The organism is Neorhizobium sp. 2083, assembly GCF_031455615.1.
In the GTDB taxonomy this organism is placed as follows: domain Bacteria; phylum Pseudomonadota; class Alphaproteobacteria; order Rhizobiales; family Rhizobiaceae; genus Neorhizobium.
Genome location: NZ_JAVDTC010000012.1, coordinates 61,089 through 77,046, shown reverse-complemented (window position 1 = coordinate 77,046; position 15,958 = coordinate 61,089). Strand labels below are relative to the sequence as shown.

At 58.3% G+C, this 15,958-nt stretch carries 12 protein-coding genes and 1 pseudogene; 7 read left to right on the top strand and 6 right to left on the bottom strand.

Translation table 11 applies throughout. The features are described from left to right. Nucleotides 1–933: 933 nt before the first annotated feature. On the top strand, nt 934–1,137 hold the full coding sequence (locus J2X76_RS29850; protein ID WP_310221291.1) for a hypothetical protein: 204 nt from the start codon (nt 934–936) through the stop codon (nt 1,135–1,137). Between the two features lie 2,069 nt (nt 1,138–3,206). Here the strand turns inward: J2X76_RS29850 and J2X76_RS29845 are convergent. Further along, entirely contained in the window at nt 3,207–3,716 is a 510-nt protein-coding gene (locus tag J2X76_RS29845; protein ID WP_310221289.1) for a ferritin-like domain-containing protein, read from the bottom strand. 392 nt (nt 3,717–4,108) lie between these two features. Between J2X76_RS29845 and J2X76_RS29840 the strand changes: the two are divergent. Continuing rightward, nucleotides 4,109–4,498: pseudogene (locus J2X76_RS29840) on the top strand (hypothetical protein); the annotation flags it as partial. A gap of 354 nt (nt 4,499–4,852) precedes the next feature. Here the strand turns inward: J2X76_RS29840 and J2X76_RS29835 are convergent. After that, nucleotides 4,853–5,197: a hypothetical protein gene (locus J2X76_RS29835; protein WP_310221369.1), complete on the bottom strand. Its 345-nt coding sequence runs from the start codon at nt 5,195–5,197 to the stop codon at nt 4,853–4,855. Between J2X76_RS29835 and J2X76_RS29830 the strand changes: the two genes are divergently transcribed. The 3 genes from J2X76_RS29830 (at nt 5,167) to J2X76_RS29820 (ending at nt 9,322) form a co-directional block, all read left to right on the top strand. Beyond that, nucleotides 5,167–7,944 (top strand): EAL domain-containing protein, encoded by a 2,778-nt coding sequence (locus tag J2X76_RS29830; RefSeq protein ID WP_310221287.1) that lies wholly within the window; start codon nt 5,167–5,169, stop codon nt 7,942–7,944. The genes J2X76_RS29835 and J2X76_RS29830 overlap by 31 nt on opposite strands. 338 nt (nt 7,945–8,282) lie before the next feature. Then, the gene (locus J2X76_RS29825; RefSeq protein ID WP_310221285.1) at nt 8,283–8,537 is read left to right on the top strand and encodes a hypothetical protein; all 255 of its coding nucleotides are present in this window, start codon (nt 8,283–8,285) and stop codon (nt 8,535–8,537) included. 548 nt (nt 8,538–9,085) lie between these two features. Next, nucleotides 9,086–9,322: a DUF6894 family protein gene (locus J2X76_RS29820; RefSeq protein WP_310221283.1), complete on the top strand. Its 237-nt coding sequence runs from the start codon at nt 9,086–9,088 to the stop codon at nt 9,320–9,322. Nucleotides 9,323–9,807: 485 nt separating this feature from the next. On the opposite strand, the gene J2X76_RS29815 is transcribed toward J2X76_RS29820, so the two are convergent. Continuing rightward, on the bottom strand, nt 9,808–10,749 hold the full coding sequence (locus J2X76_RS29815) for an EamA family transporter (protein WP_310221281.1): 942 nt from the start codon (nt 10,747–10,749) through the stop codon (nt 9,808–9,810). Nucleotides 10,750–10,826: 77 nt separating this feature from the next. Between J2X76_RS29815 and J2X76_RS29810 the strand changes: the two genes are divergently transcribed. Beyond that, complete coding sequence (locus tag J2X76_RS29810; protein WP_310221279.1) at nt 10,827–11,438, top strand: CGNR zinc finger domain-containing protein; 612 nt, start codon at nt 10,827–10,829, stop codon at nt 11,436–11,438. A gap of 457 nt (nt 11,439–11,895) precedes the next feature. Next, a complete protein-coding gene (locus tag J2X76_RS29805; RefSeq protein ID WP_405030123.1) occupies nt 11,896–12,786 on the top strand; it encodes an alpha/beta fold hydrolase in 891 nt (296 codons plus the stop codon). A 403-nt stretch (nt 12,787–13,189) separates the two neighbouring features. Here J2X76_RS29805 and J2X76_RS29800 read toward each other — a convergent pair whose 3' ends face one another. The 3 genes from J2X76_RS29800 to J2X76_RS29790 form a co-directional block, all read right to left on the bottom strand. Beyond that, nucleotides 13,190–13,390: a hypothetical protein gene (locus tag J2X76_RS29800; protein ID WP_310221277.1), complete on the bottom strand. Its 201-nt coding sequence runs from the start codon at nt 13,388–13,390 to the stop codon at nt 13,190–13,192. A 176-nt stretch (nt 13,391–13,566) separates the two neighbouring features. Further along, nucleotides 13,567–15,204: an FGGY-family carbohydrate kinase gene (locus tag J2X76_RS29795; RefSeq protein WP_310221275.1), complete on the bottom strand. Its 1,638-nt coding sequence runs from the start codon at nt 15,202–15,204 to the stop codon at nt 13,567–13,569. 2 nt (nt 15,205–15,206) lie between these two features. Further along, nucleotides 15,207–15,935: an SDR family oxidoreductase gene (locus J2X76_RS29790; RefSeq protein ID WP_310221274.1), complete on the bottom strand. Its 729-nt coding sequence runs from the start codon at nt 15,933–15,935 to the stop codon at nt 15,207–15,209. Between the last annotated feature and the right edge of the window lie 23 nt (nt 15,936–15,958).

Here is a 15,958-nt window from a genome sequence, read left to right as displayed (position 1 = left end):
TTTCTTCTGGTTCGAATATTCCAGGCTTAATCTCGCCTAAGGTGGATTCTTGTTTTGAAGTGATGCAGCGTGTGGACGCATTTATTTGCGCGCAGTGACGACAGGATTGACTTGCGACCTTTAATTGGAGGCATCGCGAGTAGCGACCTTCCTCCATGCGCCAATTCGCCCCAGTTGATCAGCTTGCGGTCGTCGATTCCGGAGGCCATACCGGCCGCGCGTCGCGTAGATGGATACTCTCATATCTACGCGCGCGATGCCCGGCGCAGTGATCACACGGGGCCTGTGCCGGGCTCTTCTGGAATTCCACCACTCGCCCGATTTCATGAGATATGCGATGATTTCGTCCGATGAGGAAACACTACATTGAGCCCGCGAAAGTCTGAGTTCGTTACGGCAGGCGGGAGAATGAAGATGAATCCGGCTAGTGGACCGTCTATAACGTCATGACTGGCCAGCCGGCGGTCGTGAACGGCGCGATCCTCAACGCTTGCGAAATGGAGGCGGCGGACGACTCGGTTGACCTGCTCAATACCCAGTTCGGAGAACGGCGCATCAGTCGACATCACTCTGGTTCAGGTCTAAGGACGGTCACCGGAGCTGGAGAGATGTAACCGCCGTCGCGTCAGCACCGCCCCACTTTAACCCCACCTCCAAGGATGACGGGGTTGGAACACACTGATCATGATGCCTTAGCATGGCACGGGCGTTGTACCTATAGACCACAGATGCTGCGGCCATCTCGTACCTGGGCCGCCCGCGTCGCGGCCGCGGTCGTCATCAAGTTCTAGCTGCACGCGTACTGCATGAGGAAAGCCTAAAAAGTCGGTTTTTGGGCTTACCTGCTGTTAATTACCTATCTCTCGGATGTTCGCAGTGGGGAGCAAGAAGCCGTACAAGACGTTGAAGCACGTGATAACTGGGGGAGAAGATATGCTGATTCTTAGAGAAGCCGATCTGCGCCTTCTTCGGCAAGTGCTGGACGATGTATGCGCTTCTCGCGATGCTTTCGGTAAGGCCCCGAACCGCGAGGCAATATCATTAGCCGCGCTCGAGCTTTATAGAAAGGGCTTCAAAGAGCCCGAGATGTTGAAGAGGTTCCTCAATCTTTCGCCGACAGCTTTTCAGCACCGGTGATTATTTAGTCGGGGAGCTGAATCGGCGGTGCCTCTGGATCGCGCGACCCCCTCTGAAGGAAGTATGATTTGAGTTTTCGTCTTTTGTGAAGGCGCAGAGTCGATTCGATAATTGCGGGCCTTGGATCACCGCGGACGCTCTATCATGCCTGGCATCCATCCGCGACGCCTGATCGTCCTCCACCTCCGTTCCAGGCAGGCTCTCATCGCGGAACCAACTGGAGCGTAAGGCATTTTTATGATGTCGCGAGGGTGAAGCCCCCGTCCCCTCATGGTTCGATTCCCTCTCGAACACTCCCTCGCGACCCCCTTTCAACGTGCCAATCCGCGACGGGTTATCCGGAAATAAGCTTCGTCTGCGCGACGGCTAGTGCGGTTATTTCCCATCACTGCGTGCTCTTAGTGTCGCGCATGCGGCATTATTAAATTTCGGTCTCGTGCGGTCGTCGCTCGTTGGCTTCGAAGAGAGGGCTGCTAAAGCTATTCGGCACTGGGGCCAAAGAATGAGAATCCGGGTCGGGGAAAAAATAGCAATAAATGGAACGGATTTCCCAGGCCGTTGAAGACATTTTCATTGCGGAACTATGCGTGACTAACGAGGTTCGGCGATGATCAACGGAGAGAGCCGCATGTTTCGCCAATACCTTGTAGCAATCGCACTTCTCGCGACGATGACCTCACCCGTTCTGTCGCAGTCGACAACGAGTGGCGGGAACTCCACTATGGATACCGCACCATCGCAAGACACTCATGGCGGCGGCCCTGTCGGCACGGAAGCCATCCCGCGCGCGGATCCGAGCGCTCCCAATAGGGCGAACGGGAACCGACCTTGCCAGACCCTTCCTGGCACCACGGCGCAAAGGCCGAAAACGCCTGGTTCGCAAGCCGAGCCTCAGCCGCAGGCCAACTGCCAAGAGAATTAATCCTGAGCCTACCGGCCAAAGCGTACTCTTCCTGCGTCGTAGACGCGGAAGACGCGCCCAAGGCCAGCCAGCGTCCGTCCAGAGGCGGTATTTGATTCATGATGCATCACCCTCAGGCTCGTCTCCGGCACCTTTGCCATCGTTAGTGTGGCCAGAGCCTTAAAGTGGAATGCAGATTCGAGAAAAACATAAGGGGCGATCGTCCCCCGGAGCGGTGAGGAGGTAGACAAATCATGGGAGGCCAAACTCCTTAGGTTCTTCCCCGCCGGTGGCATCTTCCCGTTTGCGACTGTTGGAATCCCATGCTCCAAACATGCGGATGATTGGGCTCGTGTAGGGTAAACATAGAAAGCCCCGCGGTTTTAACCCGCGGGGCACAGGTTCGGAGACATGACGCGATCAGCAGGAGTTGGCTTGGTTCACGGGGCTGTTTGCGCTGGACGTGGAAGCATTGTTGCCATTCGCCCCTGCAACAGTCGGGCTCTTGCCGCAATTGGAATTGGAGCTTCCGGCCGTGCCCGCGCCTTGAGCGTTGGTTGCCCCTGTAGCCGAGGTACCCGACGTTCCGGAGCCGGCGGCACCGGCGCCCGTTGTGCCCGTTGTGCCCGTCGACGTGCCGGAGCCAGCCGTACCGGTCGAACCCGAGCCGCTAGAGCCAGAACCGCTGCCAGCTCCTTGAGCGAAGGCTGAGGTGGCGAGGCCGAGCGCAAGAGCGCCCACCGTAAGTAATTTTAGCACGATGTGTTTCCTCTCTTTGATCATGGCTTGATGCCACATACAGGTCCAAACCGGCTGATACGGCCAGGGTTCCCGTCTGGGCTTCTGTTCTCGTCATTTCGTACGCTTCCAAACCGCCGGAAACATTCGTTATCCATCCGTGTTCTGTAGGTTGGGATCGTTGGGCTGGTTTCCTCTTCGGATTTGCCTTACAGCAAGCTCGGCGATCCCGCCGTCGGAGTGACCGATTGCTTCGAAGATGTGGCCGCAAGAACGGCCCGAGACGCCCGGATCGTGCCGGCGGGCTGGAGGCCCGATTTCAAGAAATCGACACCTTGCCCGGTGACGATATCACCACTCGGCACGCGCGCGTTTCGTGACGAAGAGGCCTATACCGAGATCGAGCAGGGCCGAAGGGGATGAACGCGGCCTAGACCTTCGCGTTGGCGCCATGTTGCTGAAGTGCCGCGAATTTTGTCGTGAGCGCTGGAAGATTGTCCTCCAGCCACCGGGCCATTGCCAGTTCTTCTTCGAGATTGGCCCTAAGCGGCGTGGCAAGCGCCGGCAGTTCAGCATATTCCGCGAGCGTGATGAGAGATTTGTAGGCGGCGATTTCAAAATTCTCGAAGGCAAAATTGGCCATCGCGTTCTTGACGATCTCGTCTTCCGCGAAAATATGTCCCAAAGCCGCGACGGAGCCGCTAAAGGAAAGGGCTGCATCCTTCAGCGTGGAATGATCTTCCTCCAATTCCTTCAGCACGCCCTCAAGGCGGGCTATTTGGCCTTCCGTCTCGCGAATATGCTCCTCCAGCTTTTCGGTTACTTCCGGATAGAACTCGATCCGACGAAGCTGCGGCTTCATGATCGAAATTGCCTGGTTTTCCATAGCATGAGCATTCTTAAGCCCTGTCGCAAAAAGAGCGCGCGGCAGATGGGTCATTTCTTTTGTTTCTCCTATTTCGGGCGGTGCAGAACAACCATCCCCGCGGGAAGTTCCGCAGCCTGAGGCGAGAGAGGATGTGGGACGTGATGCACGCGAGAGCCCCGGAAACCGGTTGAAAAACTCTGGTTTCTTTTGATCTGCCGCGATTATCATCGGTGATAGCCTAGAGTGGAAAACACTTGGGTTGCGCGCCCTACAGCGGAAGGGTTTCCGGGATGCAAGGTCGTGAGCGGGTAGTGCCGAACGCATGAGGGCGCGACGTCCCGGCCCGCCCATCCATGCCGGTGAGGTCCTGCACATTCTGCACATATGCGACCTTCTTCTGGAATGATTCAAAGGAACTTAAGGACTTTGATGATTAAGTCCTCCTGATATACGAGGAGGCAGGAATGTTTCGGATCTTCGCAGCTTTGGCCGCCAGCCTATTCCTATCGGCTTCCGCCTGGGCCGCCCCAGGAGATTGGCAAGTCGCGAGAGCGAGCCAGCAGGTTACCGTCACCGTCGACAGGAAGACTTGGGAACCTGTGCGAACCGGAGACATCGTTCCGAACAATGCCTGGATTCAGACGGGCCCGAAAGGGCGCGTCCAGTTGGTACGGGGAGTAGAAAGTGTAACTTTTCAGCCCAACAGTTTAGCCGGCATTTTTACAGCCGGATCTACCGAAACCAAAACCGAGATCGTCCAGCAGGTCGGCGTGCTCGATCTGGAAATCGAAAAACGCAACCAGCCCCACACGACTGTCCAGACGCCGTTCCTCGCGGCTGTAGTAAAAGGTACCAACTTTAGAGTTTCGGTCTCCAGACAAACCGCCGCGGTCGCCGTGAACCGCGGACTTGTTCAAGTCACATCCTTCCAAACTGGCCAACGAAGCAGTGTAGGACCGGGCCAGAAAGCCTCGGTCGATACGGACAAAGGCATGACAGTGTCGGGGATAGCATCGGTGCCTGCCGTAACGACCGTTGCTCCTTCCTCTGCCCGTGTCCCTGCCGTAGGGCGCACCAGCGTCGTTGGGCCTTCTTCTAGGCAGAGTAGCACCACGACCTCGGCCAATGGCCCGTCACCTGGATCGAGCACTGGAAAAGGCTCGCCTGGCGCCAGTGCTAGCGGAAGCAACGGCCATGGAAACCAAGCCTCATCCTCCGATTCCGGTCGAAATGGCTCGAATGGTGACAGAAATGGTCATGGCGAAAATGGCAATGGGAATGGGAGCGGTCAGGGCAACGGCAACGGAAACGGCAACGATACCGGCCACGGTAACAGCGGCGGCGGAAATGGAAGCGCTGGAGGAAACGGTCAGGGCAACAACGGAAATGGGAACGGCAACGGCGGTGGAAATGGTACCGGGAACGAGGGGAACGGGAACGGCCATGGTAATAGTGGTAACGGTGGCGGGAATGGAAATGGCAACGGCTCCGGCCACGGCAACTAGACGAAAGACCCTGTCAAATGCGACAGCTTCGTTTCCGATCGTCAGCATCGCGGGCCGTCAGGCTTTTCATCATCGGCGCTATCCTTCTCGCAACTTTGATCGGAAATGCATCACCAGTCATCAGGGGCCTTGATAACGCTTTTCTCGACTGGCGATTTTCAGCCGCCGCGCGTTCCGCCTCAGGGAACGTCGTTTATCTGGCGATCGACAAGCAGACGCTCGACCATGTCGGGACATGGCCGTGGCCGCGCAGCACCTATGCCGAACTCCTAACCAAGCTTTCGCAGATCGGCGTCGACGATGTGTTTCTCGACATCGACTTCAGCACGCCATCGACAGCAACCGAGGACGCGCGGCTGAGCGCGGCATTGAGAGACGCAGGTGGAGGGGTGATCCTTCCGGTGTTCAGGCAGCACCAATCCGCGGGTGGGGGAGTGCCCGCCATTGTGACTCAGCCCCTGGGTTCCTTCGCCGATAACAGCTGGCTAGCATTCGCAAACGTGGCTCTGGAGAGAGACGGGACCGTTCGACGCTTCGAGCTCGGGGGCTTTTTGGACGAGCGTCTCATTCAATCCGTGGCGTCGGTCCTCAGCAAGGCCGATCCGGCTGCCGGCACCGAGCTAATCGATTATTCCATCCGACCCGCCACCGTACCTACGATATCGTTAGCCGCGGTGTTGAAACCGGATTTCGACAGCCGCAGCTTGAGAGGCCGGTCGGTGGTCATCGGCGCCTATGCCACTGAGCTCAAGGACGTCTTTCCAGTACCGGTCTACGGCCAATTGCCCGGCCCGTTAATCCACATCCTGGCGACGGAAACGATCCTCCAGGGACGCATACTGGTGGAAAGCTTCCAGCTTCCGTTGGAACTCGCCGTTGCCGCGGCAATGATTGCGGCGGCGCTTGCTTTGCGTACAGCACCTGCGGCTCTTTCCTTCCTGCTGGCATTCAGCCTGCTCATCGGCACAGAAGCTGCGGCCTTCCTCCTCCAGCGCGACCAGGGCTTCGTCCTACATACCGCAACGTGCTGGATAGTCGTTTGCATGGCTTTGGTGTTAACGTTGACGGAAAAGGTGGATTTCACCCAGTTTCTTGCCGAGGTCGCCAACGCGGAGCAGCGGAATATCCGCCGCCTCCTTCGTAAGATTGTGACGGACAGCACCGATGCGGTGCTGGCATTCAACGATCGGTTCATCATTTTCGAGGAGAGCGGATCAGCGAGATCGATGCTGGGTTGCGGAGACACCGGCTATAAGGGGCAAATGCTGGCAAAGGCAATTCCCAGCTCGCTCCATGACTTTGTCCTCCAACTGGCATCAAACCACGAAAGGGAGCCGGATGTTGCCCAAAGCGCCGCCCGGCGGTTCTCTATAGAGCTGGGCGGTTCGGTGAAGCACCTGGAAGCAACGATAACGATTTCGCCGATTGAACGTCCTGACGAAGCGGGGGGGAGCCAAGCGGCAACCTTCGTCGGAAGCATGATGATCAGGGACATGACGGCACGGCAGCTCTACGAAGAACGGCTCCAATATCTGTCGCAGCATGATGACTTGACGGGCCTAATGAACCGGCGGGCCTTTTTGGAGCATCTTCGTAACTGCCAACAGCCTGTGTACGTTGCCGTCATCGGTCTGCATAGGTTCAGCGTCCTCAACGCCACGATGGGCCGCGATGTCGGCGACGATCTGCTGCGGGCCGTGGCTGAGCGTCTCAAAAGTGACCGGAGGATTGCATCGACCGGGCGCCTTGGCAGCGACGTATTTGTGGTCAGTGCGGTGGCTTCAGCTTTCTCGGGTCACGAAGACTGTGCGCAAGCTGTCTTAAGCCTGTTCGACTTCCCGCTTGAGCTTGCTGAGCGCCAGATTCGTGTCAGCGCCCGGGTCGGCATCTGCTCCAGCATTACAGTCGCCAAGGAGGCCTATCCCGCAATCGAACATGCGGAACATGCGCTTGATGCCGCCAAGACTGTAGCCGGCAGCGGATGGCGTGCCTATGACATGATTGCGGCTCAGCAGCAGCACAGGTCGCGTGAACTCGAACATGCCATGCGCGAGAGCCTTGAGAATGGCGAGTTCTTCCTATTGTACCAGCCTCAGGTCGAGCTTCGCACCGGTGCACTGCAAGGTGCCGAAGCTCTATTGCGCTGGAACCATCCGCAATACGGCATGGTATCCCCTGGCACGTTCATTCCTGTCGCGGAGTCCAATGGCTTCATATGTGAGCTTGGGCGTTGGGTATTGGCGCAAGTCTGCCTCGAAGCGGTAACCTGGCCCGGAGTCCTTACTGTGGCAGTCAACGTGGCTCCGATTCAACTGATCCGGACCGATCTGGTTGCCGACGTTAAACAGGCATTGGCCGCATCCGGACTGCCTGCGTCCCGACTGCATCTGGAAATCACCGAGTCAGCGTTGGTGGACCATAGCTGCCAGGTCCTAGAAACCATCAAGGAACTTCGAAAGATGGGCATCAAGATTGCGCTTGATGACTTTGGTACAGGCTATTCATCGTTGAGCTACATGACAGGCTTCCCGCTCGACAAACTGAAAATCGACCAGTCCTTCATCGGTAGGATGACGAATGATCAACAAAGTCTTGCGATCGTGCAGACGGTTAAAAGGCTCGCGGAAGGTTTAGGCCTGAGCGTCGTCGCCGAAGGTGTTGAAACGGAACAGCAATGGCGACTGCTGACTGGGATGACCTGTGAGGAGGGCCAAGGCTATTTCTTCGGAAAACCGCAACCTTCTGCCGACCTGGTTGACCTGTTGAGCAAGCGCCCGTGGCTTGCTTCAGCCTAAAGGTTAACCGCCGCATCCAATGTCGACGGATGATCCGATAAGCATTCGGCCGCCGATAGCCGCCGTTATTGGAACGTGGAGACGGGACGCGTTCTTCCCAGTGCATTGGAGAGGGCCATAGACGCGTGGTTATGTTGCGGGGCTGCGATATTGCAGCTTTTGCTTGGTTTTCACCTCATCCGTCGTGGTTTCCAAAGGAAAAACAACAAAGGCGCCGCTTGCAAGCCTTAGTGCTTGGTGACCGAGGGCGAACAGCCCGGCACAAGCAAGCTCGGCTATTGTTCGGGCGATGTACAAGAGGGGCGGAACTTTACTTTTCCGGCCACGGCGAGGATAGAATGCTTCCGCAGTCCGAGACACCGTCTAAGGCAGCAATTACGCCCGATGATTTGGAAGTTCTCGAAAAGTTTCTGGACGCTTGGTGCGAAGAGAACGGAGTGGACAAATCTGATGACGCCGCAAAGGACGTCGCTTCAGCGTTAATTGCCTTGTATCAAGAAGACCCCAAATACCGGAGCCGCATACAGCTGGAGAGTTCAGACGCCCTCCCGGTATCGCGTGAAATCGAGATCCTCCTCCGAAAGATTACTTGAGCTGAGTGCGTAGAGCATCAGCTAGATGTCGGATGCAATGTCTGCTTTTCCAAGATTAGCAATGCAGCCAGGTCAGATCGTGCCCCCGTTGGCCCAACGTTCGCCGCGGAGAGCCCAGGGGCCACCGCACGATCATCCGCGTGGACGTCAAGCGACTCAACATAGTTTGAGGCCCAGTTCAAATCGCGGTGATCCACTAGAATTCGGATCCCTCAGATGTAACCGAAGTCTTACTCCACAGGCCACGGCCGTAATGTCGAGCGCTTCCGACAAGACGCGGAGCTGCGACTTTTAGGAAGGTGCAACCAAATACTGAGACCACAATCGAAGTTTGCAGCCCCTCCTCACCTAACCCGTTACCAAGAACAGCTCCGAAGCGGGCGGCTGTCCGGCCCCAGATGCCGATCTGAAGCCACCGTGAGAAGAACCCCCTATGGCTCGAAAGTGTATCGCCACGCCACGGACGCCGGGGTGAAAGCGGACCTGCCGCTTGCGGAACGATTTTCACAGCACGGGATTAGGTTTTTTGTTTTTGCAGGGTTTAAAGCATGCCGCGGTTTTATTTTGATGTCACCAGCGGCGGGAGCACCGAGCGAGACGACGTGGGGCTCGATCTTCCGTCTGCTGATGCAGTTAGAAGCTACACGGCAAAAGTTGTAGCCGAAATTGCGAGGGAGGAGTTGGCCGACGAAACGACGGCGACATTTACGGTCAGCGTGCGGGACGATACGAACTTCGTTATATTTTCCGGCGAGCTCACCTATCGCGCGGAATGGGATGACTAGCCGCCGCCAGCCAGAACCGCCGCGGTTGGAACTGAGCACCGCACGCTGGACGCTCCCATGGATATTGCCCAAGCCAACATCCTGGACGCCGGCAAGTGATTTGCGATCAGCTGAAGTCTCTCTTGGAGCGCGGTTGCGGCGATCTACAACAAATGATGCCTCACGGCATTGCTCTGCACGAAAGAACTCCGTGGATGAACGGAGTAAACGTGTGATGCAGATTTTGATCGCGGAGAAGATATCGACACAGGTCGGAGCTGACCGTCGCCCACTCTTGGAAAACGGCGCGTGGGACGGTCGTTGATCAGGCGGACGGTTTCAAGGAACTGCTCTTAAGACCCTATTCGACCAATCTCGGCCGTCAAGCTGAGCTAGTCGCATCGCGTCCCAACGAGGTGCGTATCTCTATAACATGTTATTCCGTCCCGCGGGTCTGTAGGCGCGAGCGAGCTGCCTGCCAACCGCGGTGGCGAGGCCCGCCGCGATCATCGGTGACGGCTAACGCCCGCCGCACTTTTATTTGAAAACCGCGGCAGGCGGTCGGCGGAGAGACAGATCACCGCAGCGAGCACCATAAGCGCCATGCCTATAAATCGGTGCGTTTCGGCGGGTTCGTTCGCGAAGGCGACACCGACCAGGACTGCAATGGCAGGAGACACGAAAGCGAAGCTGCCTGCCTTTGCGGGGCCGGTGTCCCGCAGGAGCTGCATATAGATGCTGTAGCCGAGTAGCGAACCGAAGACGACGAGAAAGAGCCAGCCCGCAACCGCTTGCCACGCCCAGGGTGTGACAAGGCTTTGGGTTGAGCGAGACTCTATTGCCAGCGAGGCAATCAGCAAGACGCTGCCGCCGATCAGTGTCGTCAAACCGGAAAGGCGCGCGCTGCCATAGCTTGATATCAGAGGTTTTGCCAGTACAGATCCCCAAGCCGAGGAAATGGCTGCCCAGGCAATCGCCACGAGCCCTATCATCGGCAAACCTTTCTCAAGCCCAGTCAGATCTATGGATGGCGCGAACAGAAGGGCTAGGCCGCCAGCTCCAAGCAGCATCGCGAAGGCCCGAAGGCCATTCCAATGCTCCTCCCCCAAGGCAACGCCAAACGCGAGCAGCGCAAGTGGTGTCAGCGACATCTCGATAACCGCTGCGGTTCCGGAAGGCACGAACTGCATGCCCCAAAACAGTGGACCGTAGCAAAGCGTGATCATCAGCAGGCTAACGATGAGGAGGCGTGCCTTATCCGCCTTTCCAAAGGCCGTTCTTTGTCCTCTTGCCCACGCTAATGCCATCAAGACGGCTCCCGCCGCCATAAATCGCGTCGCGGCAAAGAGCATCGGGGGCACCCGTTCAATGCCAACTTTCACGGCAATCCAGGTCATTCCCCATACGAGGCATAATATGCCGAATTTCAGGAAATTGCGGGGAGACATGTTTTTTGCCTTGTGATTGTAACGGTTAAATATCATTTGTACCGTTACAACTACGCTCTCCAGGAGTCGTTCCAGGCATGGCCAATTCGACAGCTGACATGCGCCTGAGCGGGGGGCACCCTGCCCTCGACCTCGTCAATACCGTCGACAGCAGGCGTGGCCGCTGGGGGCCGGACCTCCTGCGGTCATTCGAAGATTTGCTTATCCTTACTGATCGGCTCGGCCTCGTCGATCGGCAAGCGACGGCCCGTCTTCGCAGGCAGGCAGAACACGATCCACATGAGGCAGCTGCGGCGCTGGCAGCCGCTCTCGAGCTACGAGAATCCATCTATCGCCTCTTTCTCTCCGAGAACGCCGGAGAGGCCTATCCCATCGCGGATCTGCGCCTGGTGGAGGATCATGCGCGACGCGGCCGGGCACGTCAGGTCCTCACAAGAAATGAAACCGGTTATATATGGATGTTGCCTTTTGACAATCTTCCGCAACTGGCTCAGCTGTTTGCCGTGTATGCCGGCGATCTTCTGACAGCGCGCCATCGGCGGCGAGCTGTGCGTGAATGCACCGGCGACAACTGTGGATGGCTGTTTATCGATCATTCCAAGAGCGGACGACGAAGGTGGTGTTCAGACGCAACCTGCGGCAGCCTCGCTCGCGTCAAACGCTTCCGATCCCGAATGAAAGTCAATTAGGTCTTCGCCCGAAGAGCTCCTCCCAGAGGTCTACCCGACGAAAGGCGATGTGAGGGGATCGGTTCAGCATCAAGTCCGGCGCAACGGGCTTCGGCCTTGGACATAAAAGCGATGAGTGAGCATCCACCGCCTCGGCCGCTTACCAGCGATGCCGTTGAGGTATGGTCAAACGCTGACACTGCCGCCAACCTCATAGAAGAATGGGAACGGGCCAGCACCCTCACTCATTATCGGTAGATAGGAAGCTTGCGAATGGACCAGGCTGACGGAAAACGGACACTCTTCCCGGGCCGGCCCGGCTGCCGTTCAATAAGCAGATCGGTCATACGCGTTAGGTCCGCGCGATGACGGCATCAACACGAAACGAGGTCCCGCCACTCGCCGGACTGGCTCGACACGGTTTACACCCTTCGTTCATCGGAGCGGTGATGACGATTGCCTTGCAAGGAGGATCGACGTGCCAAACAATGGTCGCGCACAAGCAATATCCGTATCGGCAGGATCCATATTTACCACAATTGCCGGAAGTGGGCCGCCCGTTCTCTTGTTACATGGCTTCCCTCAAACCCATCTCATGTGGCGTGACATTGTCCCTCTGCTAGCCTTCAAGTTTACCGTTGTCTGTGCCGATCTACGTGGATACGGCGCCAGCGCTTGTCCTCCGTCTACCCCCGATCACTTTCCTTATTCAAAACGAGCGATCGCCGCCGAGATGATCGAGGTAATGACAAACCTCGGGTTCAACCAGTTCATGGTCGCCGGCCATGACCGTGGCGGACGGGTTGCTTACCGCATGGCGCTTGATCATCCCGCGAAAGTTTCAAAACTTGCTGTCCTCGATATCGTCCCAACTGCGGCCGTCTGGGATCGAGCCGATGCTCGCTTCGCATTAAGCTTCTGGCCTTGGAGCCTTCTTGCGCAAACGGCGCCCTTGCCAGAAAGACTGATTACGGCTGCACCCGAGGCGATCATTGACAGCGCGCTGGCGGGCTGGGGAACGTCCGCCGCGGCGTTCCCGCCGGAAATCAGACAAGCTTATATTGACGGGCTCCGACATGAAGACCACGCCCGTGCGATCTGCGAGGAATATCGCGCTGCAGCAAGCATCGACCGCCAGCACGACGTTTACGACCAAAACTCCGGGCGGCGGATTGAATGCCCTCTCATGGCTTTATGGAGCGGAACCGGTGCATTGGCGACGTGGTATGCTGGCGAAGGAGGAGCACTGACGTTGTGGCGGCAATTTGCAAACGACGTCGTGGGTCGCGATATGCCGGGCGGCCATTTCTTTCCGGAGGAGCATCCCACGGAAACCGCGAAGGCATTACTCGAATTTTTCCTGCATTGACCCGAACGTTTGCATGTTCCGACTGCGGGACAGCCCTGCGCATGTTAGGCATTGGTACGGAAGTATATCGTACAACCGGAGCGGCCCCTCTCACGTGCTGGTTCTTCAAGTTCAGCTGATGTGACCAGAGGCGCGGGCTCGCCTTACGTTTCCGAGAAGCCCCTTACCGCTTCCACGGACCGCTGGACGAGCCCGAAGCGGGCTTTTCCAGGGCCCGACTGATCCAAGACAAAAGCGAGAGCTGAACTCAGGGTTTGGCCGGTATGTGATGGCACAAACCGCACGGCTTGTCGCAGCTATGAAACGACCGAGTAGCGCTTATCGAAAGTAGATCCACGAGTCGCAAATCGCCCTGTGGGTCACCCTAGATCGCCCGTGGTCCGGCGGTCTTTGCACAGCCGGATCACAGGACCATCGCTATCAATTGCCGTTCCAGGCGGATACCGTGCTGGTAGAGGTTCATGATCAGCCTTGCGACGTCGACTGCCTCGGGCGTCTGCTTTCGAAAACCACGGACGTTGCAAACCTGGTCAAAGACCCGTTGCAGCATCTCCATTTCTTCCGGCTCGATAGGGTCGAGCACCTGAACATGCTTGAGCAGCATTTGATCACCTCAAAACATCCTCGCCGCCAAGCGTATTTCAAAGGGTTCCTCATTGCTACCCGATGACAACAAGTGTCAGCTCCAGCGAGAGCTTTATCGGCGGCACGTCAGTAATCGAGGTTCGAGGCGCGGGCGAGATTGATCAATCTTGGAGAGAGGCCGCTTCGGAGGACGTATCAGGAAGATGCAGTTCGGCGACCGGACCGTATCTGCCTTTCCACCTCCTGCAGCCTGCCAAAAGCGAGGTACCGGTGATCGTGGATCTCTCGAACCTGGCCTCCCGCTGGCCTATAGAGCGTCGAGAGGCGAGACATGGCTCCCATGGCTTCCTGTAATGATCCATATCTGCCCGCGGCCGTTGCCCCAAGCATCGCGGTGCCCAGCAGGACCGGTTCCTCGGTTTCCGCAACGGTGACCGGCAGGTTGGTCGTATCCGCCAGTATCTGCCTCACAAGGGAACTTTGCGCGGCACCGCCACTGGCGATGATCATGCCGAGGGCGATACCGTTCTGCGAAAGCTTGTCGAGAAGCTGCCTGAGGCCGTAGCCGATGCCGCAGAGTCCAGCGATATAGAGAGATATCAGGCTGGGAATATCTGTATCAAGCCCGATGCCAGCAATAACCGCTCGCGCATCCGGGTCCGCAAAGGGGGACCGGTTGCCGATGAATTCCGGCACGACGTGAACGGTGCCGGCGAGTTCCGCGACGCGCGTCAGGTCGGGGTAGAGGTTCGTCGCCTCGCGGTCCAGCCAAGCAATCAGGGAAAGGCCGTCGGCCTCCGCTTTGGCTCGCGCTTCCGCATGGGCGGGATGCATGGTGACAAGATGGTCGATGGCGGCGCCGGCTGCCGACTGGCCGCCCTCCGTCAACCACAATCCCGGGACCATCGACGAGTAGTAGGGGCCCCACACGCCGTCAACGAAAACCGGTTTGTCGCTGGATGCCATGGAACAGGCGGATGTCCCGAAAATATAGGCAAGCCTGTTGCGGACATCTGCCTTGCCCTCGGCATCTTCTCCGCCGAGCGTGCCGATGCCGCCCGCATGCGCGTCGATCAGGCCGGCGCCAACGGATGTCCCCGGGTTGAGACCGAGATCGGCGGCCGCCTCCTCCGTCAGGCCGTTTGCAAGTGGCGTTCCCGGATCGACGATGTCGGTCCCGATCCGCTTGAAAGCTTCATCGGCGAGTTCTCCAAGGCCGATCGCCCTGAAATATTGCCCGTCCCAGCGATTCTCGTGGGCGAGGTAGGTCCATTTGCAAGTGACGGTGCATGCCGAGCGGCTGAGCGATCCTGTCGCCCGCCACGTCAGATAGTCGGCGAGATCGAAAAAATGTCCGGCTGCTACAAACGATTGCGGCAGGTTGCGCTTCAGCCAGAGAAGCTTGGGTGTCTCCATCTCCGGCGAGATCCGGCCGCCGACATACCGCAGGACTTCGTGTTGCCCGCAGTTGATTTCGGCCGCCTCGCCGGCGGCACGGTGATCCATCCAGACAATGATATTGCGATCCGCGTCCCCCGAAGGGCTGACCGTGACCGGCTTCCCGTCGGCTGTGACGACAACCAGCGAACAGGTGGCATCGAAACCGAGGCCCGCGACCGCGGACGGCTGGATGCCGGCGGACGCGACGGCCTCCCGGACGCTGTCGCAGACCGCCTGCCATATCTGCCGACTGGACTGCTCGACGACATGGCCGGGCTCGTGCCAGATGGTGATCGGGCGCTTGGCGGATGCCAGCAGGGTGCCGGCTTCATCGAACACGCCGGCCCGGGCGCTGCCTGTTCCCACATCGATGCCGACAAAGAACCGGTTCATGGTCAGAGATCCGTGCTGAGAGGCAGAATGACGAGATCGCGGATGGTGATGTTGCGGGGTCTCGATAACATGAACATCACGGCTTCGGCGACCTCGGTCGCTTCCATCAATCCGCCGGCCGCGATCGCCTCGTCGAGTTTCGCTTGCGGCCAATCGCTGATCAGCGCGGTGATAACAGGCCCGGGGGCGACCGCGCCGACGCGGATGCCGTGTTTGGCAACCTGGCGACGCACGGTGTGAACGAAAGCCTGCACCGCATGTTTCGAGGCCGTGTAGATCGGTTCCCAGACGACCGGCACGAGGCCGGCAATCGAGCTGGTCATGATGATATCGCCGGTTTTGCGCTCCACCATATGCGGCAGCACGGCCTGGACGGAGCGGAAGGCGGCGTTGATGTTGAGGTTGAGCATCCGGTCCCAGGCGTCCGGATCGCCCTCCGCGACCTCGCCGCCGATATAGGCGCCGGCATTGGCGTGGAAGATATCGAGCCTGCCGAACCTGTCGAGGATGCGCGGCATCATCGTCGCGACGCTTGAGGCATCGGTCAGGTCGATCGCCAGCGGAAGGGCGTTCGGTCCCAGTTGCGAGCACAGCGTTTCGAGCGTGTCGCAGGCCCTGTCGACAAGGGCGACGCTGACACCTTCGGCCAACAGGGCTCGGGCGCATTCGAGGCCGATGCCTGAGGCAGCACCGGTGACTGCGGCAACCTTTCCAGAAAGATCCTGTCTCATGTCATTCCTTACTTCGATAGTAT

Bases quoted from the DNA above. Each gene is read 5' to 3' on its own strand.
- J2X76_RS29795 (WP_310221275.1), bottom strand. From the start codon at position 15,204: ATGAACCGGTTCTTTGTCGGCATCGATGTGGGAACAGGCAGCGCCCGG.
- J2X76_RS29825 (WP_310221285.1), top strand. From the start codon at position 8,283: ATGCTTCCGCAGTCCGAGACACCGTCTAAGGCAGCAATTACGCCCGAT.
- J2X76_RS29835 (WP_310221369.1), bottom strand. From the start codon at position 5,197: ATGCTGACGATCGGAAACGAAGCTGTCGCATTTGACAGGGTCTTTCGT.
- J2X76_RS29820 (WP_310221283.1), top strand. From the start codon at position 9,086: ATGCCGCGGTTTTATTTTGATGTCACCAGCGGCGGGAGCACCGAGCGA.
- J2X76_RS29830 (WP_310221287.1), top strand. From the start codon at position 5,167: ATGCGACAGCTTCGTTTCCGATCGTCAGCATCGCGGGCCGTCAGGCTT.
- J2X76_RS29790 (WP_310221274.1), bottom strand. From the start codon at position 15,935: ATGAGACAGGATCTTTCTGGAAAGGTTGCCGCAGTCACCGGTGCTGCC.
- J2X76_RS29810 (WP_310221279.1), top strand. From the start codon at position 10,827: ATGGCCAATTCGACAGCTGACATGCGCCTGAGCGGGGGGCACCCTGCC.
- J2X76_RS29800 (WP_310221277.1), bottom strand. From the start codon at position 13,390: ATGCTGCTCAAGCATGTTCAGGTGCTCGACCCTATCGAGCCGGAAGAA.
- J2X76_RS29845 (WP_310221289.1), bottom strand. From the start codon at position 3,716: ATGACCCATCTGCCGCGCGCTCTTTTTGCGACAGGGCTTAAGAATGCT.
- J2X76_RS29815 (WP_310221281.1), bottom strand. From the start codon at position 10,749: ATGTCTCCCCGCAATTTCCTGAAATTCGGCATATTATGCCTCGTATGG.
- J2X76_RS29850 (WP_310221291.1), top strand. From the start codon at position 934: ATGCTGATTCTTAGAGAAGCCGATCTGCGCCTTCTTCGGCAAGTGCTG.